This window comes from Sphingomonas sp. SDUR79, assembly GCF_056821745.1.
Map to the genome: position 1 here is coordinate 2,201,058 of NZ_JBPDIN010000001.1, position 21,762 is coordinate 2,222,819.

Annotated in this window: 22 protein-coding genes; 16 read left to right on the forward strand and 6 right to left on the reverse strand. The window is 67.2% G+C overall.

All coding sequences use genetic code 11. From position 1 onward, the window contains the following. Nucleotides 1–17: 17 nt before the first annotated feature. Both ACRYLO_RS10945 and ACRYLO_RS10950 read left to right on the forward strand, forming a co-directional pair. Entirely contained in the window at nt 18–971 is a 954-nt protein-coding gene (locus tag ACRYLO_RS10945) for a cation diffusion facilitator family transporter (protein WP_482660181.1), read from the forward strand. Further along, nucleotides 964–1,632, forward strand: coding sequence for an HAD hydrolase-like protein (locus ACRYLO_RS10950; RefSeq protein ID WP_482660182.1), 669 nt, complete (start codon nt 964–966; stop codon nt 1,630–1,632). The genes ACRYLO_RS10945 and ACRYLO_RS10950 overlap by 8 nt, the downstream gene beginning before the upstream one ends. Here the strand turns inward: ACRYLO_RS10950 and ACRYLO_RS10955 are convergent. Further along, nucleotides 1,606–2,220 carry a cupin domain-containing protein gene (locus ACRYLO_RS10955; RefSeq protein ID WP_482660183.1) on the reverse strand — a complete coding sequence of 205 codons (615 nt, stop codon included), beginning with the start codon at nt 2,218–2,220 and terminating at the stop codon, nt 1,606–1,608. The two genes, ACRYLO_RS10950 and ACRYLO_RS10955, sit on opposite strands and share 27 nt — an antisense overlap. 28 nt (nt 2,221–2,248) lie before the next feature. Here ACRYLO_RS10955 and tgt point away from each other — a divergent pair, with 28 nt between their 5' ends. From tgt to ACRYLO_RS10980, 5 genes are all read left to right on the forward strand, one after another. Then, the gene (tgt, locus tag ACRYLO_RS10960) at nt 2,249–3,370 is read left to right on the forward strand and encodes a tRNA guanosine(34) transglycosylase Tgt (RefSeq protein WP_482660184.1); all 1,122 of its coding nucleotides are present in this window, start codon (nt 2,249–2,251) and stop codon (nt 3,368–3,370) included. Between the two features lie 50 nt (nt 3,371–3,420). Next, a complete protein-coding gene (locus ACRYLO_RS10965) occupies nt 3,421–3,621 on the forward strand; it encodes a hypothetical protein (RefSeq protein ID WP_482660185.1) in 201 nt (66 codons plus the stop codon). A gap of 136 nt (nt 3,622–3,757) precedes the next feature. Beyond that, nucleotides 3,758–6,598: a M16 family metallopeptidase gene (locus ACRYLO_RS10970; RefSeq protein WP_482660186.1), complete on the forward strand. Its 2,841-nt coding sequence runs from the start codon at nt 3,758–3,760 to the stop codon at nt 6,596–6,598. Continuing rightward, nucleotides 6,595–7,368: a hypothetical protein gene (locus tag ACRYLO_RS10975; protein WP_482660187.1), complete on the forward strand. Its 774-nt coding sequence runs from the start codon at nt 6,595–6,597 to the stop codon at nt 7,366–7,368. The genes ACRYLO_RS10970 and ACRYLO_RS10975 overlap by 4 nt, the downstream gene beginning before the upstream one ends. 118 nt (nt 7,369–7,486) lie before the next feature. After that, the gene (locus ACRYLO_RS10980) at nt 7,487–8,545 is read left to right on the forward strand and encodes a cell wall hydrolase (protein WP_482660188.1); all 1,059 of its coding nucleotides are present in this window, start codon (nt 7,487–7,489) and stop codon (nt 8,543–8,545) included. A 196-nt stretch (nt 8,546–8,741) separates the two neighbouring features. On the opposite strand, the gene ACRYLO_RS10985 is transcribed toward ACRYLO_RS10980, so the two are convergent. Continuing rightward, nucleotides 8,742–9,326 carry a hypothetical protein gene (locus tag ACRYLO_RS10985; protein WP_482660189.1) on the reverse strand — a complete coding sequence of 195 codons (585 nt, stop codon included), beginning with the start codon at nt 9,324–9,326 and terminating at the stop codon, nt 8,742–8,744. A gap of 195 nt (nt 9,327–9,521) precedes the next feature. Here ACRYLO_RS10985 and ACRYLO_RS10990 point away from each other — a divergent pair, with 195 nt between their 5' ends. Continuing rightward, the gene (locus tag ACRYLO_RS10990; protein WP_482660190.1) at nt 9,522–9,749 is read left to right on the forward strand and encodes a hypothetical protein; all 228 of its coding nucleotides are present in this window, start codon (nt 9,522–9,524) and stop codon (nt 9,747–9,749) included. 43 nt (nt 9,750–9,792) lie between these two features. Here the strand turns inward: ACRYLO_RS10990 and ACRYLO_RS10995 are convergent, their stop codons facing one another. Both ACRYLO_RS10995 and ACRYLO_RS11000 read right to left on the reverse strand, forming a co-directional pair. Continuing rightward, nucleotides 9,793–10,359: a glycine zipper 2TM domain-containing protein gene (locus tag ACRYLO_RS10995; protein ID WP_482660191.1), complete on the reverse strand. Its 567-nt coding sequence runs from the start codon at nt 10,357–10,359 to the stop codon at nt 9,793–9,795. Between the two features lie 98 nt (nt 10,360–10,457). Next, nucleotides 10,458–11,282: a class I mannose-6-phosphate isomerase gene (locus tag ACRYLO_RS11000; protein WP_482660192.1), complete on the reverse strand. Its 825-nt coding sequence runs from the start codon at nt 11,280–11,282 to the stop codon at nt 10,458–10,460. Between the two features lie 128 nt (nt 11,283–11,410). On the opposite strand from ACRYLO_RS11000, the gene ACRYLO_RS11005 reads away from it, so the two are divergent. The 3 genes from ACRYLO_RS11005 (at nt 11,411) to ACRYLO_RS11015 (ending at nt 14,755) form a co-directional block, all read left to right on the forward strand. Continuing rightward, the gene (locus tag ACRYLO_RS11005; protein WP_482660193.1) at nt 11,411–12,268 is read left to right on the forward strand and encodes an outer membrane protein assembly factor BamD; all 858 of its coding nucleotides are present in this window, start codon (nt 11,411–11,413) and stop codon (nt 12,266–12,268) included. A gap of 172 nt (nt 12,269–12,440) precedes the next feature. Continuing rightward, nucleotides 12,441–14,102 (forward strand): DNA repair protein RecN, encoded by a 1,662-nt coding sequence (gene recN / locus ACRYLO_RS11010; RefSeq protein WP_482660194.1) that lies wholly within the window; start codon nt 12,441–12,443, stop codon nt 14,100–14,102. A gap of 146 nt (nt 14,103–14,248) precedes the next feature. After that, on the forward strand, nt 14,249–14,755 hold the full coding sequence (locus ACRYLO_RS11015; protein WP_482660195.1) for a hypothetical protein: 507 nt from the start codon (nt 14,249–14,251) through the stop codon (nt 14,753–14,755). Nucleotides 14,756–14,805: 50 nt separating this feature from the next. Here the strand turns inward: ACRYLO_RS11015 and ACRYLO_RS11020 are convergent, their stop codons facing one another. Further along, on the reverse strand, nt 14,806–15,546 hold the full coding sequence (locus tag ACRYLO_RS11020; protein ID WP_482660196.1) for a hypothetical protein: 741 nt from the start codon (nt 15,544–15,546) through the stop codon (nt 14,806–14,808). Nucleotides 15,547–15,771: 225 nt separating this feature from the next. Continuing rightward, nucleotides 15,772–17,616, reverse strand: coding sequence for a DUF885 domain-containing protein (locus ACRYLO_RS11025; RefSeq protein ID WP_482660197.1), 1,845 nt, complete (start codon nt 17,614–17,616; stop codon nt 15,772–15,774). Between the two features lie 138 nt (nt 17,617–17,754). Here ACRYLO_RS11025 and ACRYLO_RS11030 point away from each other — a divergent pair, with 138 nt between their 5' ends. The 5 genes from ACRYLO_RS11030 (at nt 17,755) to ACRYLO_RS11050 (ending at nt 21,762) form a co-directional block, all read left to right on the forward strand. Further along, on the forward strand, nt 17,755–18,048 hold the full coding sequence (locus ACRYLO_RS11030) for a winged helix-turn-helix domain-containing protein (protein WP_482660198.1): 294 nt from the start codon (nt 17,755–17,757) through the stop codon (nt 18,046–18,048). Nucleotides 18,049–18,128: 80 nt separating this feature from the next. Next, a complete protein-coding gene (locus tag ACRYLO_RS11035) occupies nt 18,129–19,445 on the forward strand; it encodes an APC family permease (protein WP_482660199.1) in 1,317 nt (438 codons plus the stop codon). Next, nucleotides 19,442–19,993: a class I SAM-dependent methyltransferase gene (locus ACRYLO_RS11040; RefSeq protein ID WP_482660200.1), complete on the forward strand. Its 552-nt coding sequence runs from the start codon at nt 19,442–19,444 to the stop codon at nt 19,991–19,993. The genes ACRYLO_RS11035 and ACRYLO_RS11040 overlap by 4 nt, the downstream gene beginning before the upstream one ends. Nucleotides 19,994–20,197: 204 nt before the next feature. Then, on the forward strand, nt 20,198–20,578 hold the full coding sequence (crcB, locus tag ACRYLO_RS11045; RefSeq protein ID WP_482660201.1) for a fluoride efflux transporter CrcB: 381 nt from the start codon (nt 20,198–20,200) through the stop codon (nt 20,576–20,578). After that, nucleotides 20,575–21,762, forward strand: a complete 1,188-nt coding sequence (locus ACRYLO_RS11050) for an RluA family pseudouridine synthase (RefSeq protein WP_482660202.1) — start codon at nt 20,575–20,577, stop codon at nt 21,760–21,762. Before crcB ends, ACRYLO_RS11050 begins: the two co-directional genes overlap by 4 nt.

Sequence of the window (21,762 nt, forward strand, 5' to 3'; positions counted from 1 at the left end):
CGGCTAAGATCAGCGCGATGCACGGCTCGCACCATCACCACGGCCCCGCCGGGCACAGCCATTCGGGCCACGGCCACAGCCACGCGCCGCAGGATTTTGGTCGCGCCTTCGCGATCGGCACCGTCCTCAATCTTGGCTTCGTGCTGGTCGAGGGGCTGGCGGGGATCGCCACCGGATCGATGGCGCTGCTCGCCGATGCCGGGCACAATCTCTCCGACGTTCTCGGCCTGCTGATTGCCTGGGGCGGCGCGTCGTTGGCCAAGCGCCCGGCATCGCGTCGCTTCACTTATGGGTTGAGCAGTTCGACCATCCTCGGCGCGCTCGCCAATGCCGTGCTGCTGCTGTTTGCGGTCGGTGCGATCGCGTTGGAGGCGGTCCAGCGGCTCGGCTCCCCCGCTCCGGTCCCCGGCGCGACGGTGATGATCGTCGCTGCGATCGGCATCGTCATCAACACCGCCACCGCCCTGCTGTTCATGCGCGGGAGCAAGCGTGATCTCAACATCCGCGGCGCCTATCTCCATATGGCCGCCGACGCCGCCGTGTCTGCCGCCGTGGTCGTCGGCGGCGCGCTGATCCTGTTTACCGGCAAGGCGTGGATCGACCCCGCGCTCAGCCTGTTGATCGTGGCGGTGATCCTGTGGAGCACCTGGGGCCTGCTGCGCGATTCGGTGGTGATGGCGCTGCACGCGGTGCCGCCTGGGATCGATGCGCAGAAGGTGGAGGAGACGCTCACGACCCTGCCCGGCGTGGCGCGCGTGCACGACCTGCATATCTGGCCGATGAGCACGACCCAGGTCGCGCTGACCGCGCATCTTCAGATGCCCGGCGGCCATCCCGGCGACGCGTTCCTCAACGATGTCCAGCACCGGCTCGCGCATGATTTCGGCATCCAGCACATGACGCTGCAGATCGAGATCGGCGACGGCGACCCGTGCCGGTTGCACACCGGCCATGGAGGCACGCATGACTGAAACCGCTCAGCCCCTGCGCCTCGTGATCTTCGATTTCGACGGGACGCTATCCGACAGCGGCAACTGGTTCCTGTCGATCGTCGACCACCTCTCCGACCGCTACGGCTTCCGCAAGGTCGCGCCCGACGAGATCGAACCGTTGCGCAAGATGACGTCACGCGACGTGATCAGCCATCTGCGCATCCCGCGGTGGAAACTGCCGTTCATCGCCCGCTATGTCCGCAAACTGTTCGGTCGCAACACCGACAAGGTGCACCTGTTCGCCGGCGTCACCGACATGCTCGCCGCCATCGAGGCGATGGGCATCCCGCTCGCCCTCGTCACATCGAACAGCGAGGCGAACGCCCGCGCCGTGCTCGGCCCGGAGAATGCTGCGCGGTTCAGCTGGTGGGCCTGCGGCGCATCCTTGTTCGGCAAGGCACCCAAATTCCGTTCGGTCCTGCGCCAAAGCGGCGTCCCCGTCGCGCAGATCGTCTCGCTCGGCGACGAAACCCGCGACATCGACGCCGCGCGCGCCGTCGGCATCCGCGCCGGCGCGGTGCTGTGGGGCTATGCCGAGCCCGAGGCGTTCGCGCACCTCAACCCCGATCTGGCGTTTTCCACCCCCGATCAGGTGGTCGCCTTCGTGCGCGCCTCAGCCCAGATGGACCGCCAGCCATAGGGTCGGCCCATCCGGATCGGTCCGCGTCACCCAGTGCCGCGTCCCGCCGGGGATCAGCAGATAATCGCCCGGCTCCAGCGGCGTCTCGGCGCTGTCCTCGAACCGGATCGCGGCGCTTCCCTGCAGGAGCATCACCCACTCGTCCTCACGCTGCACCATCGGCACGTCCTCCGGCGTGGCCTGCCCCAGCGACACGATCCGCTCGATCCGCACCTTGGGCCGTGCGAGCAGATCGGTGAACACCTCCCCGCGCTTTGCCGAGGGCAATCGCGCGAACAGGTTATCGAGCTTCAGCTTGCGCAAGCGCGGCTTCGGCGCGGGCTTGGGCGGCGGCGGGGCCTTGCGCCTGGGCAGGCCCTTTGCCGCCTCCTGCCAGTCGCTGCGCATCGCACCGCGCAGGTAGGTCGCGATATCCTCCGCGCTCGCGATCAGCCCGTCCGGGCCGAACCCGAGCAGTTTCTTCCCCGCCGCATCGGTCAGCCCGAACTTGCCGAAATCGCCGCCCGGCTTGCGCCGCCGCGATCTGACCAGCTTCAGGCCCCGGTGACGCGCGGATTCGCGCAGTGCGTCGTCAGCTTCGCTTGCCATTATCCCCTCAACGCAGCATCGGACGCCTATGTCCCGTTTCACCTTCACCATCCACGCCACCGACGGCAAGGCGCGCACCGGTACCATCGCGATGCAGCGCGGCGAAATCCGCACCCCCGCCTTCATGCCGGTCGGCACCGCCGCCACGGTCAAGGCGATGAAGCCACAGGATGTGCGCGCGTCCGGCGCGGACATCATCCTTGGCAACACCTATCACCTCATGCTCCGCCCCAGCGCCGAGCGGATCGACCGCCTCGGCGGACTGCACAAATTCATGGGCTGGGACCGCCCGATCCTCACCGACAGCGGCGGCTATCAGGTGATGAGCCTGTCCGAGCTGACCAAGCGCAGCGAGGAAGGCATCGTCTTCAAATCGCATCTCGACGGCACCCGCCACATGCTCAGCCCCGAACGCTCGATGGAAATCCAGCGCCTGCTGGGCTCGAACATCGTCATGGCGTTCGACGAACTGGTCCCGACCACCTCGACGCGGGAGGTTCAGGCGGCGGCCATGGAACGCTCGATGCGCTGGGCGAAGCGGTCGCGCGACGCGTTCGACGCGGGCGGCGATCATGCCGCCAACAACGCACTGTTCGGCATCCAGCAGGGCGCGCTCGACGAAGCGCTGCGCAAGGCCAGCGCCGACGCCCTGCTCGACATCGGCTTCGACGGCTATGCGGTCGGCGGCCTCGCGGTTGGTGAGGGGCAGGAGGCGATGTTCGGCTGCCTCGATTACGCCCCCGGCCAGCTCGACCCCGCCAAGCCGCGCTACCTGATGGGCGTCGGCAAGCCCGACGACATCGTTGGCGCGGTCGAACGCGGGATCGACATGTTCGACTGCGTCCTCCCCACCCGCTCGGGCCGCACCGGTCAGGCGTTCACCCGCACCGGCCCGATCAACATCCGCAACGCGAAGTTCGCCGAGGATCAGAGCCCGCTCGACCCCGATTCGCCCGTCGCCGGGTGGAGCAAGGCGTATCTCCACCACCTCGTCCGTTCGGGCGAGATTCTCGGCGCGATGCTGATGACCGAGCATAATCTGTGGTTCTATCAGCGGCTGATGGCCGACCTGCGCGCCGCAATTGCTGCGGGGCAGCTGACCGCCTTCGCCAATGATTTCCGCGCCGCATATTATGGCGGTCGCGACTGATTGCACCCGCTCCGCCGCTGTCCTACTCCTGTGCCACCAAGGAGTATCCAGTGACCGACAAGACCGACGAGACCGCCAACGAGATCACCGCTGCAGCCCGCCAGGCGCGCGAGATTGCCGAGCGCGCGGAAGGCACGCCCAAGCCCGGCGATGCCAAGAAATGGCCGCTGACCAAGATCGGCATCGGCATCGGCTCCGCCGCCCTCGCCGCCGCCGTGATCTACGCCGCGCGCAGCCGCAAGAAAGACTGACCTTCATGTCCCCCTCCCGCTCGCGGGAGGGGTTAGGGGAGGGCCTGTCCTCCTCGACACGGTTTGAGACAGGCCCTCCCCCTGCCCCTCCCGCAAGCGGGAGGGGAGCTTGAAGTCCAAAGACCAGGAGACCCAAATGCGCCTGACCCGCACCGCGCTGTATCTCAGCGCCGCCCTGCTCCCCTTCGCCGCGCAGGCGCAACAGGCGGCTCCCGCCCCCGCCGCGGAGCAGCAGATCGCCGTCGCCCCGCTCAACTTTACCGAGCGGACCTTGCCCAATGGCCTCAAAGTCTATGCGATCCGCGACACCAGCACCGCCAACGTCTCGGTGCAGGTCTGGTACGATGTCGGCAGCAAGGACGATCCGGCGGGCAAGTCGGGCTTTGCGCACATGTTCGAACATCTGATGTTCAAGGGCACGAAAAACCTGGTCGACGAACAGATGGACCGGCTGACCGAGGATGTCGGCGGCTACAACAACGCCTCGACCGCATCGGACTATACCAATTATTTCGAGGTCGTCCCCGCCAACCACCTCGAACGCCTGCTGTTCGCCGAGGCTGACCGCATGGCGAGCCTGGTGGTCGACGAAAAGGTGTTCGCGTCCGAACGCGATGTGGTGAAGGAAGAGCTGCGCAGCCGCGTGCTCGCCTCGCCCTATGGCAAGCTCTTTTACATCTACTTCCCGAACATCAGCTATTCGGTGCACCCCTATGCCCGCCCCGGCATCGGCAGCATCGAAGACCTCGACGCCGCGACGATCGGCGATATCCGCGCTTTCCACGCTACCTATTACCGCCCCGACAACGCCGTGCTCGTCGTGGCGGGCAATTTCGACCCGGCCCAGCTCGACAAATGGGTAGACAATTACTTCGCGCCGATCGCGAAGCCCGACCGCCCGATCCCGCGCGTCACGGTTGCCGAACCGCCGCGTGCGACCGCAGTGCGCAAGACCGTCTATGAAGCCAACACCCCGCTGCCGGCAGTGCTGCTCAGCTATCAGCTGCCGCCCGACAATCATCCCGATCTGCCTGCGCTGACGGTGCTCGACGGCATTCTGTCCGGGGGCGAGAATTCGCGGCTCTACCGCAACCTCGTCTATCGCGATCAGCTGGCGGCGCAGGCCGGCACGTTCCTCGACACGCGCCAGTCGACCGGTGCCTATGCGATGTACGCGATCCTCGCCGGCGGAAAGGCGGCTGACGCCGGCGAGGCGGCGATGCGGCGCGAGATCGCCGAACTGCGCGACACGCCGGTCAGCGCCGCCGAACTGGCCGAGGCAAAGAACGAAATCCTGACCAGCGCGCTCAAGAGCCGCGAGACGGCAGAGGGCAAGGCATCGACCCTCGCCGCGTCGATCATCGTCAGCCGCGATCCCAAGGCGGCGGACCGGCAGCTCGCCGCCATCGCCCGCGTTACCGCCGCCGATGTCCAGCGCGTCGCGCGCCAATATCTCGGCGACAACCAATCGGCGGCGCTCACCTACCTCCCCGATGCGATGGCGCAGGGGGCGAAGGGCGACAGCGTCGGCATCGCCGACACGGTCAAGGTCGCGGCTCTGGTCGCACCCAAGGACATCGTGATCCACACCCAAGCCAGCCCCGAAACCCGCGTCGCCGTCCCCGCGCCCGGCGCGCCGGTCTCACCGACCATTCCCACTGCGTCGGAAAGCAAGCTCGCCAACGGCATGCGCCTGATCGTGGTCGAAAAGCGCGACCTGCCGATCGTGACCGCCACGGTCGTCGCGCCGGCAGGCGGCACACGCGATCCGGCGGGCAAGGCCGGCACCGCCGCGCTTGCCGCAGCGCTGCTGACCAAGGGCACCACCACCCGATCGGCCGAACAGATTGCGCAGCAGATCGAATCGCTCGGCGGATCGATCGGTGCCGGGGCCGACTGGGACGCCGCCTTCGCGACCGTCACGGTCAAGGCCGATCAGGTCGAACCCGCGCTCACCGTCCTCGCCGATGTCGCGCGCAACCCGGCCTTCGCGCAGGAAGAGCTCGACCGCGCGCGCAAGCAGACCGTCGATGGCGTCACCGTCCAGCTCAAGGATCCCGCTGCCCTCGCCGGCATCGCCGCCAGCCGCGCGGTGTTCGGCAACCGCGCCTATGGCAATCTGCTGTCCGGCACCCCGACCTCGCTGCCGCGCATCACCCGCGATGACGTCGCCAGCGCCTATGCCCGCGCGTGGAGCCCCGACCAGTCGGCGCTGGTCGTGGTCGGCGACATCGCCGCCAAGGACGCGACCGCACTGGCGCAAAAGCTGTTCGGCGACTGGAAGCCAGGCAATGTCACCTATATCGCCGCACCGGTCACGGCGGCGCCCAAGCCGCGCGTGATCGTCGTCGACCTGCCCGAAGCGGGGCAGGCCGGGGTCGTCGTCGCGCGTCCGGGCATCGCGCGCAGCGACAAGGTTTTCTACGCGGCACAGGTCGCCAACGCCACGCTCGGCGTCGGCTTCACCTCGCGCCTCAACCGCGAAATCCGCATCAAGCGCGGCCTGGCATATGGCGCAGGCAGCAGCGTCGATGCACGCCGGTCACCCGGCATCGTCTCCGCCTCGACCCAGACCAAGAACCCCTCCGCGCCGGAAGTGGTCAAGCTGATCGCCGAAGAGATGACCAAACTCGGCGCCGCCCCGGTCCCCGCTGCCGAACTCGATTCGCGCAAGGCGGTGCTGGTCGGCAGCTTCGGCCGCCGCATCGAACGCACCGACGGCATCGCCGGCGCGCTCGCCGACTATGTCGCCGACGGCGTCCCGCTCGGCACACTGCAAAGCTACATCCCGGCGATCCAGAGTGTCGATCCGGCGGCGGTACAGGCCGCAGCCAAGCGCGTGCTCGATCCCGCCAGCGCCAGCATCGTCGTGGTCGGCGACGCCAAGACGTTCGTTGACGAACTGCGCAAGACCTACCCCCAGCTGGAGGTCATCCCGGCAAAAGCGCTCAACCTCGACAGCGCGACGTTGAAGTGATCGGCGCGGCGGTCCTGCTCGGCCTTGCCGGACAGGCCGCCGCTCCCCCGGTGGCCGCGCCGCCGGCGGGTTGGCGCGAGGCGATGGTCCGGCACGACACCGCGCGCCGGATCGCCGCCGACCTTCCATCTGAGCCGCACCGCTTTCGGTTTCAGTGCAGCGTCGCGCAGGTCCTCCGCCGCCCCTATCGGTGGGTCCCGCCGAAATGCATTGCGGCGCGGGAGCGTCCGGTCACCGATCCCAAGCGCTTCGCCGAGCTGGCCCGGGCGGAGGCTGCCGCGCCCGACGTGACTGCCGACGACCGGTTACGCCGCACCGCGTGGCTGCGCACGATGCTGCTGCACGCACCGGTCGAACCCGTGAGCGAGCGGTTCAAGACATTCTTTGTCGATGAGGCGGTGGCCAGCACTGACCTGTTACCCGTGCCGCAGTCGCGCGGTAAGGCGTTAGCCTCCGACATGGTGTTTACCGTCAGGCCCAGAATGATCGAATATCCGCGACAGGCCTTGCGCACGTTCACTCAGGGTCAGGTCGATCTTCGATGCACCGTGATTGGCGAAGGACGGCTGCACTGCGAAAGCATGACGCCCTATCTGCCCGACCCGCTCGTGCGTCCCGACGGCGGCCTTGGCCCACAGGATCAGTTCCACCTGGTTTCTGCCGCGATGCGCTCCGCCCTTTCCGGCGTCGTGGCACCGCTCACCCTTGATGGGCGGCCGAGTGCGGGCCTGAGCTTCACCTTCTCGGTCAGCTTTCGCATCAACGACTGATCCCTAAAATTACTTTAACTATCAACCGTTTCAGCCCGGGACGCGCCCAAAACGGCAGCAGAATTTAAACCTCCGCCGCGCTATGGCGCAGGCTCGGGATTCTCCCGGTGGGACGGGCATGCTGCGGCGGATGACACGGGTACAGCTTAGGGGCCTTGCGGCGGCGCTGATCGCGTCGCTGATCGGCGCCGGCTTTTCCGCGCATGCCGGGCTGACCGCGCTCCACGCCTCGCAACAGGGCGCACAGCGCGCCGGGCCGGAGCCGACGGGCTATGAGGCTGACGATCATTTCCCCGGTGCGGCCTTTTACCAGCTCGCCGATGACGATGCCGCCGTCCCTTCGGCCCAAGGCGCGACCGGCACCGTCGCGTTGCCCGACGCGCCTGTCCCCGACGGTGCGGTGATCGACCCGACCATCCGCCCCGCCCCACCGTTCGAGCTGCGCGGATCGGCGCAGGACAAGGCGCGCGCGCTGCAATGCCTGACCACCGCCATCTATTACGAAGCCGCGACCGAACCCGATGACGGCCAGCGTGCGGTGGCACAGGTGATCCTCAACCGCGCGCGCCACCCGACCTTCCCCGCCACGGTGTGCGGCGTCATCTATCAGGGGTCGGAGAAATCCGGCTGCCAGTTCAGCTTTGCCTGTGACGGGTCGATGGCGCGCAAGCCGTCGCGCCAATATTGGGACCGCGCCGCGCGCGTCGCATCTGCGGCGCTGGCGGGCGAAGTCTTTGCGCCGGTCGGCATGGCGACGCATTACCACACCCACGCCGTCACCCCGCGCTGGAACACCTCGCTGGTGATGACCGGGGTGTTCGGCGCGCATTTCTTCCACCGCTGGAAGGGCTATTGGGGCACCGGCGCGGCCTTCACACGGCGCTATCGCGGCGGTGAGCCGGTTCCCGGCCCCAAGGTTCAGGTCGCGGCCGCCACGCCCGCCCCAGATGCCGCCAAACCCGTGCCACAGCCGACCCCCGTCGCGGCGGTCGGCGCGGTCCAGCGCCCGGGCAACCCCTTGCTCCGTCCGACACCCTCGGTGCCGATGCCGCGCACCGAACGCCCCGCCCCGCGCCGCACCGAGGCCGAGAGCGGCGACGTCCTCCCCCGCTATGCCGAGCCTGCGGAATCGCAGGTGCTGGATCGCTGGAAGGACAGCGGCAAGCCGATCCGGTAAGCAACTGATCCTCCCCCGCCAGGGGGAGGTGTCAGCGCAGCTGACGGAGGGGGAGGAAGCACGAAGGTCGAGGTCACTCCCGTCCTCCCCCTCCGTCGCCTTCGGCGCCACCTTCCCCTGGCGGGGGAGGATCGATGAAAACGGCCCCCGCACCTGGGGTGCGAGGGCCGTCATCGTTACAGGTTAACGCCGCAGCTTAGCGACGATTCTGCCAGTCGCGACGCTCCCAGCGGATCTTGCGCGCCAGCACATCGAAGCGCCGGTCGAGATCGGCCCGCTCTGCGACCGTCAGGCCCGGAGCGGTGCGGCGATAGCGCGCCTCGAGCGCCACAATCCCGCGGAACTCGGCCCGCAGACGAACCGCCTCGGCGCGGGTCAGCTGGCCGCTGCGCACGCCCTGGTCGATCCGACGGTCAAGCTGCGCCTGGCGCTGGTTGATGTTCCACCAGCCATTGCCGGCACCCTGATTGTCCTGACGCTCGGCGCGGATCTTGCGCGACAGCGCGTCGAAGCGGCGGTCAAGGTCGCGGCGCTCGGCCATCGTCAGGCCAGGTGCCGAACGGCGATAGCGGATTTCAAGGTCGGCGATACCGCGGAACTCGGCGCGCAGGCGGAGCGCTTCGCCACGGGTCAGCTGGCCGGTGCGCACGCCCTGGTCGATCCGCTGATCGAGCTGTGCCTGGCGCTGGTTGATATTCTGCCAGCCCGCCTGTGCGGTGGCGGCGGGAACGGTGGCGGCGGCGATGCCGATACCGGCAATCATCAGTGCGAACTTCTTCATCGAACGTCTCCTCTTCAAATTCGTCGCCGCATCGGCGGCTGTCTTCGTTATGATGTGCGTGTGTCGCAGCGATTTGGCGGGAATGTCGTTATTGTGTCGCGGCGTGTCGCACCGGCGACGGCTCCGTTCATATTGGTTAACACCACCCCAGTGTGCTATCTTGCCAAAACACCTTGAAGGAGCCATGTTGACGTCATGCTGAACATTCTCTCGCTCATCACCGGTGCCGTTGCGCTCTTCATCGCGCTGATCGGCATCCTACCCATCCCGTTCCTGCCGCTGGTCAATTGGTTCGCCTTCCCGATCGCAGTGGTCGGGTTGGTCTTCGGCCTGTTGTCGCGCGGCACGGCCGGGCGGAACCTCAACATCGTCGTGTTGGTGATCAGCGGGCTGCGCCTGATGCTGACAGGCGGATGGATCTGATCGACGGCTGGCGGGGCCCGGTTTCCCGGACCCCGCCGCTGGCTTAACGACAGCGCACGCTGCCGCGATCGATCGACGCGCCCAGTGCCGCGCCACCGGCTGCACCCAGCAACGTGCCGAGCACGTTCGACCGTCCGTTCGACAGCGCATTGCCCAGGAACCCGCCGGCGATACCGCCAACGATCAGGCCAGTCGTGCCGTCATTGCGGCGGCAATAGTAACGCCCGTCACGCCCGCGATAGATGCGGTCCTGCCGCGTCAGGCGGCGTTCGCGATAATAGCGGCCGTCGCGATAATAATCGTCGGCATAATAGGCCCGCTGGCCACGCGCCGGGCGGTTCCAGTCATAGTTGCGATACTCGCGCCAGTCGCGACGGTCGGCGCGGCGATCGCGACGCGCATCGCGCACCTCACGCTCATATTCCCGCTGGGCCGCGCGGCGCTCAGCCGGCGTATCGGCGCGGCGCATATCGCGGCGATAGTCACGCTGCGCATCGCGGACTTCCTCACGATATTCGCGGTTCGTTTCGCGCGGCGTCTGCTGGGCCATGGCCGGAACCGGGGCCAGGGCCACCGATGCCAATATGGCAGCGATCAGAGGGGTACGCATGCAATTTCTCCTGCCTCTTGAATACCGGGCTAAACGGCCCAGGCCAGCGGGAGGTTGCGTGAACCGAAAACTACCCCGCGTTCATCGCGGGGCCAGCTTCACATGCGCGTCTCGCCGGGATAGGCAAAGAGCAGGTCGGCGTCGCTCGACGCGGTCAGCACCGCGCTCCCGCTGACGCTCAGGCAATCTCCCGCCCGCCATGCCACGCCGTCGACCTCACCCGTCCCGCGCACCGGCACCAGCCACCCGGTCTCCCCGTACGGCAGCCGAATCATGCGGTCGCCGCCGATCCAGCGTTCCAGCACGAATTTCGGCCCCTCGACCAGGATCGTGCGGCCATGTTCGACGATCCCCGGCCCGACATGCGGCACCCACGGCTCCAGCACCGCGACATCGACCCCGTCGTCCAGATGCAGCTCGCGCGGGCGACCATAGTCGAACAGGCGATAGGTCGTCTCGCTATTCTGCTGCACCTCGATCAGCGTGATCCCCGCGCCGATCGCATGCACCGTCCCCGATGACGCATAGAAGAAATCGCCCGCCCGCACCGGCTTCCAGTCGAGCAGCTCGACGATCGACCCGTCCAGCGCCGCCGCGCGCAGCGTGTCGGCATCCAGCGGTTCACGCGGCCCGATCGCAATCGTCGAATCGGGCTCGGCATCCAGGATCAGCCAGCATTCGTCCTTGCCACGCGGCAACCCCCGCGCCTGCGCCGCCGCGTCATCGGGATGCACCTGCACCGACAGCTTCTCGCTGGTGAACAGATATTTGATCAGCAGGTCCGGTGCGGCATCGCCCGGCGACTGAAACCACACCTCGCCCACCGGTTCACCACTGGGCGACGGATCGTCAAAGCCGGGCCACAGCCGATGGCGGCCCCATGGCTTTTCGACTCGGTGCATGGCGAGAAGTTGCGCGGGCATCGGTGTTCCTGAATGAGAATGTCGGCGTCTCGCGTCAACGCCCGGATTCTGGCGGTCGATCCCGTTCGCCGCAACCACCCCGAAAAAACATTTCGCCAGACCGCAAGGCTCGGCTAAGAACCGGCGCGATGCGTATGCTTTCCACCCGCTCGCTCGCGCTTGCCGCTGTTGCCATCGCCCTTCCGCTCGCCGGCTGCGCCAGTGGCGCGGGCAAGCGCGCCGACCTGCCCTATGTCGCGCGCGACGTTGGCACGCTCTACACCACGGCAAAGGACCGGCTCGACCGCGGCCAGTACAAGCTTGCCGCGGCGTTGTTCGACGAGGTCGAGCGCCAGCACCCCTATTCGGTCTGGGCCCGCCGTGCGCAGCTGATGGGTGCCTTCGCTTATTATCTCGACAAGAATTACACCCAGTCGATTCAGTCGGCACAGCGCTTCCTCGCGGTGCACCCGGGCAACCGCGACGCGCCCTATGCCTATTATCTGATCGCGCTCAGCTATTATGAGCAGGTCAGCGACGTGACCCGCGATCAGAAGATCACGCAGCAGGCGCTCGATTCGCTGGGCGAGCTCAACCGCCGCTATCCCAACACCCGCTATGCCGCCGACGCACGGCTCAAGATCGACCTGGTTCGCGACCATCTCGCGGGCAAGGAGATGGAGGTCGGGCGCTATTATCAGGTGCGCGGCCAGTGGCTCGCTTCGGTCATCCGCTTCCGCACCGTGATCGACCAGTATCAGACTACGACCCACACGCCCGAGGCGCTGATGCGCCTGACCGAAAGCTATCTGGCACTGGGCTTGAAGGACGAGGCGAAGAAGGCTGCCGCAGTGCTGGGGGCAAATTACCCCGGCACCGAATGGTATGAGCGTTCCTATGAGCTGGTGCAGAAGCATGGCGAGGCGGTTCCGGTTCCCGCGCTGCTGACGCCTGCTGCTCCGCCAGCGCGTGACGAAACGCCAACCCCCGCGCCCGCGACCAACTGAGCGTTCGTGTGATGCCGTGCGCCAACGCACGGTGCGGCACCGGCCCGCTCCCCCACCCGGCCACCCAACGCCAGTATCCTATGGGTGGCCGGGTGGGGGAGCAGGCCGGTGCCATTCTCACACAAACACATCCCCTCTCCCAAGGCGGAACAAAAAGGGGTAATGCGGGCGCATGTTGACCGCGCTTTCCATTCGCGACGTGGTGCTGATCGAGGCGCTCGACCTCGATTTCGGTGCCGGCCTTGGCGTGCTCACCGGCGAAACCGGCGCGGGCAAGTCGATCCTGCTCGACTCGCTCGGCCTCGCGCTCGGCGCACGCGCCGATAGCGGGCTGGTGCGGCAGGGCGCGGCGCAGGCCGTCGTGACCGCCAGCTTCGAACCCGCCGACCTCGCCCCGATTGCCGCGCTGCTCGGCGAGAGCGGGCTCGACCATGACCCGTCCGAACCGCTGACGATCCGCCGCCTGGTCAAGGCCGATGGCGGCAGCCGTGCCTATGTCAACGACCAGCCCGCCTCAGCAGGATTGCTGCGCGAACTCGGCGCACTGCTGGTCGAGATTCATGGCCAGCATGATGATCGCGGCCTGCTCAACCCGCGCGGCCATCGCGCCTTGCTCGACAGTTTCGCCCGCGCCGACACCGGCGCCGTCGCCACGGCCCATCGCGCGCTGCGCGACGCCGAAGAAGCCCTCGCCGCCGCCCATGCCGAACAGGAAAGCGCCGCGCGCGACCGCGAATGGCTCGAACATGCCGTCGCAGAACTCACCAAACTCGCCCCCGAACCCGGCGAAGAAGCCGTGCTCGCCGAACGCCGCGCGACGATGCAGCGCGGCGAGAAGATCGCGGGCGAGCTTCAGGCGATCGCCGAACTCATCGACGGGTCCGACGGCGCGCTCACCCGGCTGCGTCAGGCCGCGCGCATCCTGGAGCGAATCGCCGAGGACCACCCCGCGCTGACCGAAGCCCTCGCCGCGCTCGACCGCGCGTTGAACGAAGGTAGCGCGACGCAGGAAGGCATCGACACCGCAGCCGAAGCGCTCGCCTTCGACCCCGCCGCGCTGGAGGCGGACGAGGCACGGCTGTTCGAACTACGCGGCCTTGCCCGCAAGCACCGCGTCCAGCCCGACGACCTCGCCGGGCTGACCGAAACGCTCGCGACCCGGCTTGAACGGATCGAGGGCGGGGAAGGTCTGATCACGCGCCTCACCGCCAATCTGACCGCCGCCGAAAAGGCCTATGTCGCGGCAGCGGAAACACTCTCGGCAACCCGCACCGCCGCCGCCGCGCGGCTCGACGCAGCGGTCGCCGCCGAACTCGCCCCGCTCAAGCTGGACGCCGCCCGCTTCCGCACCACCGTCGAACCGCTGCCGCGCGACCAATGGTCGGCATCGGGCCGCGACCGCGTGGAGTTCGAGGTTTCGACCAACCCCGGCGCCCCCTTCGCGCCGCTGATCAAGATCGCCTCAGGTGGCGAGCTGTCGCGCTTCATCCTCGCGCTGAAGGTTGCGCTGGCGGAGGAAGGCGGCGCGCGCACGCTGATCTTCGACGAAATCGACCGCGGCGTCGGCGGCGCGGTGGCGAGCGCGATCGGCGAACGCCTCGCGCGGCTGTCGACCGGCGCGCAATTGCTCGTCGTCACCCACAGCCCGCAGGTCGCAGCCCGCGGCGCGGCGCACCTGCTGATCGCCAAGAGCCACGACGGCCTCGTCACCCGCACCGGTGTGCGGCAACTCAGCGAAGACGAGCGCCGCGAGGAGATCGCGCGGATGCTGTCCGGGGCACAGGTTACGGACGAGGCACGAGCGCAGGCTGGGAGGCTGCTTGAGGCGGCGTAGGTCGTAAAAGCATAGCGACCGCCTTCGAAACAATGGCTGAAACGCCGACTATGGGTGCGAAGCTGCCATTGATGCCCTCTGGCGGACTGCTAACATATCCATGTAGGATAAGCGGCTCGCCTCGCTCTTCGAATGGAGGACACACGGTGCTTGTAGGCGCAATTTTGCTGATCGTTGGGATCGCGCAAGACCCCTCCTCCACGGCGGCGCCAACACGCGAGCAGCTTGCGGAACGCTTTGTTGCTGCAGCGACGCCAGAGGCGGCACCGTTATTCGATAGCGGGAACGACCCAATGGAACAGGAACTCTTACGAGCCAATCCGGGCCGCGGAGCCGATGTGCGGCGCATCGCCCGCGAGATGTCCAACTGCTTTGACCGCGATGGAAATGCCGCGATGCGCCAAGCTGCGATCGAAGCAGCTCTGGCTTTCGAAAGTGAGCAGCTTGAGCGCCTTATCTCATTTGTCGAAATGCAAAAGTCGACACTGAAAGACGGCGCGTCGAGCCGAACACCACCCGATTGGGAAGCGACAAGAAGGGATTATGGACGCTGGATGTACAGCATCGGGGGGCAACCCTCGGCGTTGGCGCTGGCTAAACGATGTGAGGACGCAATGACCGCGAGCATGACCGCTGCCGGATTGCGTTTCTGAACGTCAGCAACGGGCTCGCTTCCCAAGCGCCGCTTTCAGGAAGCTACGCCCTAATTCCCCCGGTTCGCGATCAGATCGATCTCCGTCCCGCCATCGCCGCGCGCCGACAGGAACACGACATAGGCCGAATCGTCCTTCGCTCGCGTGCCGCCCAGCACATGCTGGCCGTCCTTCAGCTGATGCTCGGCCGAATAGCCGCCACGGACGGCGCGGGTGTAGTACCAGTCGATCATCGTCTGCAGCGGTTGCGGGGTCGAGAAGCTGACGACGCGCAGGCCGCACTCGCCGCCTTCTGCACCCGCTGCTTCGGTTACCCTCGCTTGGGGATGCAGCGGCATGTCGGCGGGCAGGCGCGCCGCCCAACCGGCGGAGTAGCTCAACTTTGCGGCGCAGTCGGCGGTGCGGCGGTCCTTCTGGCCTGCCGCCAGCCCGCCTAGCGTCACCGACTTGTCCTGCGCGTCGCACGCGTCGCACTTGCCCTCGACCGGGGCGGGGGCCTTGAGCAACTCGCCCTCGGCCGGCATCGCGGCCTTGGCTGCGGCAACGGTGTCCGACGGGATCGGCGCCGAATAGGGCTGGCCGGGCGGGCGGATCGCGTCCTTGTTCGATTGCTGGGCCAGCTGCGGATCGACCATGATCTGGTCCTGCAGCGCGCCCATCAGCGCCGGATCGGTGGAATTGCCGCCAATCTCATTGTCGAGCGCATCGACATTGCCCGTCTCGCCCCCGCCACAGGCGGCGAGCGCCAGCGGCAGCAACAGGACGGCAAAACCATTGGCCCGACGGCTCATCATCACGCTCCGCATCCCCGCACAGGCTGCGGGATTTGGGGCAAAGGGATGACAGGCCAGGGTTAAGGAAGCGTTTGCCGGACTTCCCCCCAATCCTCCCCGGCACGGGGAGGGGGACCATCCGAAGGATGGTGGAGGGGGCCCGAGGCACCGGATTCCCTTGCCTCGGGCCCCCTCCGTCAGCGCTGCGCGCTGCCACCTCCCCGTTCCGGGGAGGATTGTAGATCACTTCACCCGCGCCTTCTCCGCCGCAATGAACGTGTCGATCTGGGCATCCAGCACATCGAGCGGCACCGCGCCCTGCTCCAGCACCGCGTCGTGGAAGCGCTTCACATCGAACTCGACCCCCAGCGCCTTTTCCGCCCGCGCGCGCAGTTCGCGGATCTTGATCTCGCCCAGCTTGTAGCCCAGCGCCTGCCCCGGCCAGCTGATATAGCGGTTCACCTCGGCATCGATATTCGCCGCCGACAGCGCGGTGTTGTCGAGCATGAACTGGACCGCCTGTTCCTTGGTCCAGCCCTTGGCATGGATGCCGGTATCGACCACCAGCCGACACGCGCGCCACATCTCGTAGGACAGCCGCCCCAATTCCTTTTCGGGCGTGTCGTAAATGCCCATCTCGATCCCGATCCGCTCGGAATACAGCCCCCACCCTTCCGTAAAGGCGGTGAAATTGGCGAGGTAGCGGCGGAATTTGGACGTCTCCAGCTCCTGCTGCAGCGCGATCTGGTGGTGATGCCCCGGCACCGCCTCATGCGCGGTCAGCGCGGGCAGCTCGTACAGCGGCCGCTGGTCGAGCTTCGAGGTGTTGACGTAATAATGCCCCGCCAGCCCCAGCTCGGGATTGCCCGGGCCGTAATAGGCGGTCGTCGTCCCCTCCGCCGTCTCCGCCGGAATGCGCTTGAGGCCATAGGGCAGCCGCGCCATGCGGTTGAAGAAACCCGGCATCTTGCCGTCGATCTCCTTGGCCTGCACTGCGGCGGCGGCCATCAGCTCCTCGGGCGTCTTGGCGTAATATTTGGGGTTGGTGCGCAGCTCGGCGACGAATGCCTCGCGCGTCGCGAACCCCGCCTTCTTGGCCACTGCCTCCATCTCGGCGCGGATGCGCGCGACCTCGTCCAGCCCGATCTTGTGGATCTGCTCGGCGCTCAGGTCGGTGGTGGTCAGCTGACGGATACGGAATGCATAATAGCGCGCGCCATCGGGCTGCGCGGACACGCCCACTGCCTTGGCGCATTTGGGGGCATAGCTGGTGCGGTAGAACGCCGCCGCCTTGGCATAGGCGGGGTTGATCACCTCAGTCACCGTCTTCTTCGCCCGCGCCTGCAGCGCGGCCCATTCGGCGTCGGTCGCATCGACCGGCTTTTTACGGGCAAAGGGCGCATAGAAGCGCGACTTGGTTGCATCCTGCTGGATCACACCGGTGATCGTCTGTTCGAACCCGACCAGGCTGACGCACGGCTGGATATAGCCGCCCTTTACTGCCTGAGCGGTGATCGCGATCAGCGTGTCGTTGGTCTTGGGAAACTGATCCAGCCGATCGAGATAATGGCCATAGTCGGCCTTGCGCCGGAACGCGGTGCGCTCGCCCTGCCCCGCCGCGCCCTGCCACGGGTTTGAGTAGCTGGTGAACAGGATGGTGCGCTGCCCAAAGCCGTTGCCCTCGATGCTTTCCGCCAGCAGGCGGCGCAGGATCGCCTTGTCGGTGCGTTGCGCCGGGGTGAGGCCGGAATCGGGGATGGCATCGAGCCGTTTCAGGAACACCGCCTCGGATGCGGCGCGGCGATCTTCGGCCGCGAGGCTGACATCGCCGACCGCGATCGGATCGATGTCCACGCCGACCGAGCGGGCGAAGCCCGGATTCTCCTTGAGTACCCAGTCGAAATGTTCGGCGAGAAGGGTGCGGAAGTCATCCTGCGGTCCGGCGACAGCGGGCGCAGCGGCGAGCGCGGCGGCAAACGCAGCCCCGACAAACGCGCCCCGGACAGCGAAGCTTACAGTTTTGGCCCCGTGTACGGGGGCATGTGCGGAGCGGCGAGCGCGCCGCTGCGTGATACCGAAAATTGCCATTTGGGGAGGCAAGCAGAGGAAATCCAACATTGCAAGCAGGCTGTGCGGCACCCAAACGAACATCCGCAAATCGGTTCGCACCGTAAACTTGTTTTCAGATAGCCAGTGCCTAGATTTGCGTGTTCAGGGAGGTTTGCGATGAAGGATTTCGACATTGGCCAGATCGACGATGTGATCCACGCCCGCATGCGGCTTGGCATCATGGCTTATCTTGCCGATGCCGAATTTGCCGATTTTAACGCGTTGAAGACGCTGCTCCGGGCGACGCAGGGCAATTTGTCGGTGCATCTGCGCAAGCTGGAAGACGCCGGATATATCGCGATCGACAAGGGGTTTTCGGGCCGCAAGCCGCTGACCCGCGTGCGCATGACGCCGACCGGGCGCAAGGCGTTTGCGGCCTATATTGAAGCACTGGTCAAACTGATCGCATAAGGAACCTTGCCTCCCGGCGGTCCGTTGCATCCGCAATCGACAGCCCGCTTCTCTCCGGAGACCTGCCCGATGCCGATCTCGTGACCCCTGCCACCGCCCCGCGCCGCACGCTCCGCGCGGTCGATGTGTTCGCGCTGACCGTCGGCATCGTGATCGGCGCCGGCATCTTCCGCACCCCGGCGCTGGTCGCGGGGGTGGCGGGGGACGCCACGACGATGATCCTCGCTTGGGTGGCGGGGGGTGTGCTCTCGATCATCGGCGCGCTGTGCTATGCCGAGATGGCGGCGGCCTGGCCGCATATGGGCGGCGATTATCACTTTATCGGGCGCGCGTTCGGACAGCGGATCGCGTTCCTCTACGCCTGGGCGCGGTTGGCGGTGATCCAGACCGGATCGCTCGCGTTGCTGGCGTTCATCGTCGGCGATTATCTTCAGATTCTGCTCCCGCTCGGCCCCGCCGGACCGGCAATCTGGGCAGGGATCGCGGTGGTCGCGGTGAGCGCGATCAACTGGCTCGGCGTGCGCTGGGGGACTCACGCGCAGCGCTGGCTGACGCTCGCGGAGGTTATCGGGCTGGTCGCAATCATCGCGGCGGGTTTCTCGCTCGCGCCACCCGATGCCGTGCCTGATCCGGCGGGCGGCGGCGCGCTGGGATTGGTGATGGTGTTCGTCCTGCTGTCCTATGGCGGGTGGAGCGAGGCGGTCTATGTTTCGGCGGAGATGAAAGACCCGCCGCGCCGGATCGCCGCGATCCTGTGTGCGGCGCTGGCACTGGTCACCGCGCTGTATGTGCTGGTCAATCTGGCGCTGCTCAACGGGCTGGGAATGGCCGGGATGGCCGGCAATGACGCGGTCGCGGCCGAAGTCATGCGCCGCGCCTTCGGGCCAGCCGGCGCGGCGGCGATCAGCGCGGCGGTGGCGGTGGCGGCGCTGACCAGCGCCAACGCGACCGCGATCGTCGGCGGGCGCACCGCCTGTGCCCTGGGACAGCGCGTCCGGCCGCTGCGCTGGCTCGGCCGCTGGGATGAACGCCGCGACACGCCCGGCAACGGATTGATCGCGCAATGCGCGGTCGCGCTGCTGCTGGTCGTGCTGGGCGGATTTGCGCGCGACGGGTTTCGCGTCGCGGTCGAGTATACCGCGCCGGTCTTCTGGCTGTTCCTGCTACTCGCGGGCCTGTCGCTGTTCGTGCTGCGGCGGACCGAGCCGGACACGCCCCGCCCCTTTCGCGTACCGCTTTATCCCGTCCTTCCCGGGATCTTCTGCGCCACCACCGCGTATCTGCTATGGTCGAGCCTTGCCTATACCGGATGGGGCGCGCTGGCCGGCGTCGCCATTCTCGGCGTCGGCGCATTGATGCTGTTGGTTATCACCCCTGAAGCGGAGATCGAACCATGAAGCTGTTGCTCCTCGCCGCCGCCACGTTGGTCGCCGGAAGCGCGGTGACGCCGCCGCCGCCGGCACCCGCGCCAGTCGCGCAAAGCCGGACCCCGGACGTCATCTATGTCCCCACCCCGCCCGCAGTGGTCGAGGCGATGCTGGACATGGTAAAGCTGCGCGACGGCGATGTCCTCTATGACCTCGGCTCGGGCGACGGGCGCATCCCGATCGCCGCCGCCAAGCGCAAACAGGTCCGCGCGGTCGGCATCGACATCGATCCCGCGCGGATCAAGGAGGCGAACGCCAACGCCAAGGCAGCGGGCGTCACCGGCGAGGTGTCGTTCAAGCAGGCGGACCTGTTCACCAGCGACTTCAGCGACGCGACCGTCGTCACCCTCTATCTGCTCGACACGCTGAACGAGAAATTGCGCCCGAAACTGCTCGCCGAATTGAAGCCGGGGACGCGGATCGTCAGCCATGCCTTCCGCATGGGCGATTGGGAGCCGGAGAAGGAAGAGACGATCGACGGGCGGACGATCTACTACTGGACCGTGCCGGAACGGTAGCTGGCGGGCCATGCCAATCCTCCCCCGCCAGGGGGAGGTGGCGCCGAAGGCGACGGAGGGGGAGGACGGCTGTGTCCTCTAGCCTCTCGCGATACCCCTTCCTCCCCCTCCGTCAGCTATGCTGACACCTCCCCCTTGCGGGAGAGGATTAGGGAACAATCCTCAGGAATCGACCGCGCGCGCTTTCCGCGCTAGGGCGGCGATATGCATCATCTGTTTCTCGTCATGCTGGGCGGCGCGATTGGCGCCGGCGCGCGGCATCTGGTTGGGCGCGCGGCGCTCGCACTTTGGGGGCCGGGGTTTCCGGTCGGCACGCTCGCGGTCAATGTGATCGGCGGGCTGGCCATGGGGCTGCTCGCGGGCTGGCTCGCGACGCGGGCGAGCGGGGATGAGGCGCTGCGCTACCTGCTCGGCGTCGGCGTACTCGGCGGCTTCACCACCTTTTCGGCCTTTTCGCTCGAGACCGTGCTGATGATCGAGCGCGGCGAGCTGACGACCGCAGTGTTCTACATCCTCGCCTCGGTCGTTCTGTCGGTCGGCGCCCTGTTCGCAGGGCTGCAGGTCAGCCGGATGGTGGCGGCATGAGCACCGAGAATGTCCGCCAGTTCACCGTCGCGCTCGACGATGACGGCATCCGGCTGGATCGCTGGTTCAAGCGGCATCTGCCCGACACCAGCTTCAACATCGTCTCACGCTGGGCGCGCACCGGGCAGCTGCGCGTCGATGGCGCGCGTGCGACGCCGGGCGACCGCATTCAGGCGGGTCAGGTGATCCGCGTCCCCCCCGCCGACGCGGCGCAGGCGGCGGCGGTCGCGGCAAAGCCCAAGAAGGCCCGCCCGCAGCTGTCGCCCGAGCAAATGGAATTCGCCGAATCGATGGTGATCCATCGCGATGCGCAGGCGATGGTGATCAATAAGCCGCCGGGCCTCGCGACGCAGGGCGGCACCAAGACGCATGATCATGTCGATCAGCTGCTCGACGGGCTCTACTACGAACTCGATGTGCGACCCAAGCTGGTCCACCGGCTCGACAAGGATACTTCGGGCGCACTGGTGCTGGCGCGGACGGCGCGCGCGGCGGCCTATTTCTCGAAGAGCTTTTCGGGCCGCACCGCGCGCAAGACCTATTGGGCCGTCGTGGTCGGCGTGCCGAGCATCGAGGACGGGTTCATCGAGCTCCCGATCGGCAAGCAGCCGGGCACCGGCGGCGAGAAGATGCAGGTCGACGAGAAGGACGGACAGCCCGCACGCACCCGCTATCGCGTGATCGACCGCGCCGGCAACCGCGCCGCCTGGGTCGAGCTGCAGCCGCACACCGGGCGCACCCACCAGTTGCGCGTGCACATGGCGGCGATCGGCCACCCGATCGTCGGCGACGGCAAATATGGCATGGCCGAAGCGTTCCTGTCGGGCAGCATCAGCCGCAAGATGCACCTGCACGCGCGCCGCATCCGCATCGACCATCCCGATGGCGGCAAGCTGGACGTAAAGGCGGACCTGCCGACGCATTTCGCCGAGACGTTGGTCCAGCTCGGCTTCAACCTCGAGGATGGCGACAATCTGCCCTCTGACGAAAAGGCGCCGCCGACCAAGGAGCAGGAAAAGGCCTGGGCCAAGGCGCATGCCAAGACGTTCCGCAAGGAGCGGCGCGGCGAGCGGCAGGGTCGGCGGGATACGACTGTGAAGAAGGCCAAGCCGGTGAATAAGGACGACAAGAAGGTCGACAAGAAGGCGGACAAGAAGCCCGCGCGGAAGCCGGTGAAGAAGTGA

Excerpts from the sequence above, each read along its gene's own strand:
- ACRYLO_RS10945 (WP_482660181.1), top strand. The coding sequence starts at position 18 with ATGCACGGCTCGCACCATCACCACGGCCCCGCCGGGCACAGCCATTCG.
- ACRYLO_RS10950 (WP_482660182.1), top strand. The coding sequence starts at position 964 with ATGACTGAAACCGCTCAGCCCCTGCGCCTCGTGATCTTCGATTTCGAC.
- ACRYLO_RS10955 (WP_482660183.1), bottom strand. The coding sequence starts at position 2,220 with ATGGCAAGCGAAGCTGACGACGCACTGCGCGAATCCGCGCGTCACCGG.
- tgt (WP_482660184.1), top strand. The coding sequence starts at position 2,249 with ATGTCCCGTTTCACCTTCACCATCCACGCCACCGACGGCAAGGCGCGC.
- ACRYLO_RS10970 (WP_482660186.1), top strand. The coding sequence starts at position 3,758 with ATGCGCCTGACCCGCACCGCGCTGTATCTCAGCGCCGCCCTGCTCCCC.
- ACRYLO_RS10980 (WP_482660188.1), top strand. The coding sequence starts at position 7,487 with ATGCTGCGGCGGATGACACGGGTACAGCTTAGGGGCCTTGCGGCGGCG.
- ACRYLO_RS10985 (WP_482660189.1), bottom strand. The coding sequence starts at position 9,326 with ATGAAGAAGTTCGCACTGATGATTGCCGGTATCGGCATCGCCGCCGCC.
- ACRYLO_RS10990 (WP_482660190.1), top strand. The coding sequence starts at position 9,522 with ATGCTGAACATTCTCTCGCTCATCACCGGTGCCGTTGCGCTCTTCATC.
- ACRYLO_RS10995 (WP_482660191.1), bottom strand. The coding sequence starts at position 10,359 with ATGCGTACCCCTCTGATCGCTGCCATATTGGCATCGGTGGCCCTGGCC.
- ACRYLO_RS11000 (WP_482660192.1), bottom strand. The coding sequence starts at position 11,282 with ATGCCCGCGCAACTTCTCGCCATGCACCGAGTCGAAAAGCCATGGGGC.
- ACRYLO_RS11005 (WP_482660193.1), top strand. The coding sequence starts at position 11,411 with ATGCGTATGCTTTCCACCCGCTCGCTCGCGCTTGCCGCTGTTGCCATC.
- recN (WP_482660194.1), top strand. The coding sequence starts at position 12,441 with ATGTTGACCGCGCTTTCCATTCGCGACGTGGTGCTGATCGAGGCGCTC.
- ACRYLO_RS11020 (WP_482660196.1), bottom strand. The coding sequence starts at position 15,546 with ATGAGCCGTCGGGCCAATGGTTTTGCCGTCCTGTTGCTGCCGCTGGCG.
- ACRYLO_RS11025 (WP_482660197.1), bottom strand. The coding sequence starts at position 17,616 with ATGGCAATTTTCGGTATCACGCAGCGGCGCGCTCGCCGCTCCGCACAT.
- ACRYLO_RS11030 (WP_482660198.1), top strand. The coding sequence starts at position 17,755 with ATGAAGGATTTCGACATTGGCCAGATCGACGATGTGATCCACGCCCGC.
- ACRYLO_RS11040 (WP_482660200.1), top strand. The coding sequence starts at position 19,442 with ATGAAGCTGTTGCTCCTCGCCGCCGCCACGTTGGTCGCCGGAAGCGCG.
- crcB (WP_482660201.1), top strand. The coding sequence starts at position 20,198 with ATGCATCATCTGTTTCTCGTCATGCTGGGCGGCGCGATTGGCGCCGGC.
- ACRYLO_RS11050 (WP_482660202.1), top strand. The coding sequence starts at position 20,575 with ATGAGCACCGAGAATGTCCGCCAGTTCACCGTCGCGCTCGACGATGAC.